1 protein-coding gene is annotated in these 878 nt (G+C 43.3%); it reads left to right on the top strand.

From position 1 onward, the window contains the following. The first annotated feature begins 139 nt into the window (after positions 1 to 139). A complete protein-coding gene (locus tag B7C60_RS13100; protein WP_099612050.1) occupies positions 140 to 802 on the top strand; it encodes a DUF6998 domain-containing protein in 663 nt (220 codons plus the stop codon). Positions 803 to 878: the final 76 nt, after the last annotated feature.

Raw genomic sequence — 878 nt, 5'->3', positions numbered from 1 at the left:
ACAAAGCATTCAAGAAGGACAGTCAACGCTTGGCAGTTTTGGTTTGGTTGAGCATTTGAGGTTACGGCTGGTTAGTTTGAGTTTAGTTGTTTACGTTGCCTGCCCCTTAATGCGGCGTTAGGCATCAGGAGGTAAGTCTGTGGCATTAACACAAATTCAGGTAATTCAGTCATTAGGTGAGTCGATGTCTTGGCTTGAACGCGAGTTAAATTGGGGCGTTCCTATTACTGAACTTAGGCATTTGACAGGGAGAATTGGTGAGCTTTATTCAGCTTTGATTACCAACGGTCAAATGGCAACCGAAGTAAATCAATCGGGATATGATGTAGTCAGCGGGGACGGTGAAAGAGTCTCAGTCAAAACTACCGGACGTTTGGCTAATAACGGGCAAGTTTCATTTAATCCAAATACACTCAATAGTGTTGACCGAATTATCGTCTTGCGGATTAACGTTGAAGAAATGCAAATCGAAACCTTGTTCGATGGAAGTGTTGAACAAGCCAAATCGCTCATGTGTACTTCTGGCTCAAAGTACACACTTGCTTTGAGCAAACTAACAAAATCTGACAGCATCGATCGAGACATTCCAAAAGTTAAAGAGGCTGTCTGGGGCAACTTAACTATTGCTGAGCGTGAGAATGGTTCAATAGAGGTTATTGAAAATGGCTCTCCTCTTGTGCCAGCTAAACCACATTTGAGGCAAATAGCTAAAGCGCTTGGGGTCTCAATGCTAAATAGCAATGGTAACTACTACAACACAAGGCAGTTAGGTAGTTTACTCATCCGTGAACTGAATGCCTAACAAAGCATTTAAGAGTGATTCGCAACGCTTGGCATTTTCGCTTCGCTCAAGTATAGCCAAGCGCCGCTCACACCTT

The sequence above is a fragment of the Vibrio fujianensis genome, from assembly GCF_002749895.1.
Classification (GTDB): domain Bacteria; phylum Pseudomonadota; class Gammaproteobacteria; order Enterobacterales; family Vibrionaceae; genus Vibrio; species Vibrio fujianensis.
Note: the sequence above shows the minus strand (reverse complement) of the source record. Positions and strands in the feature narration are given on the sequence as shown.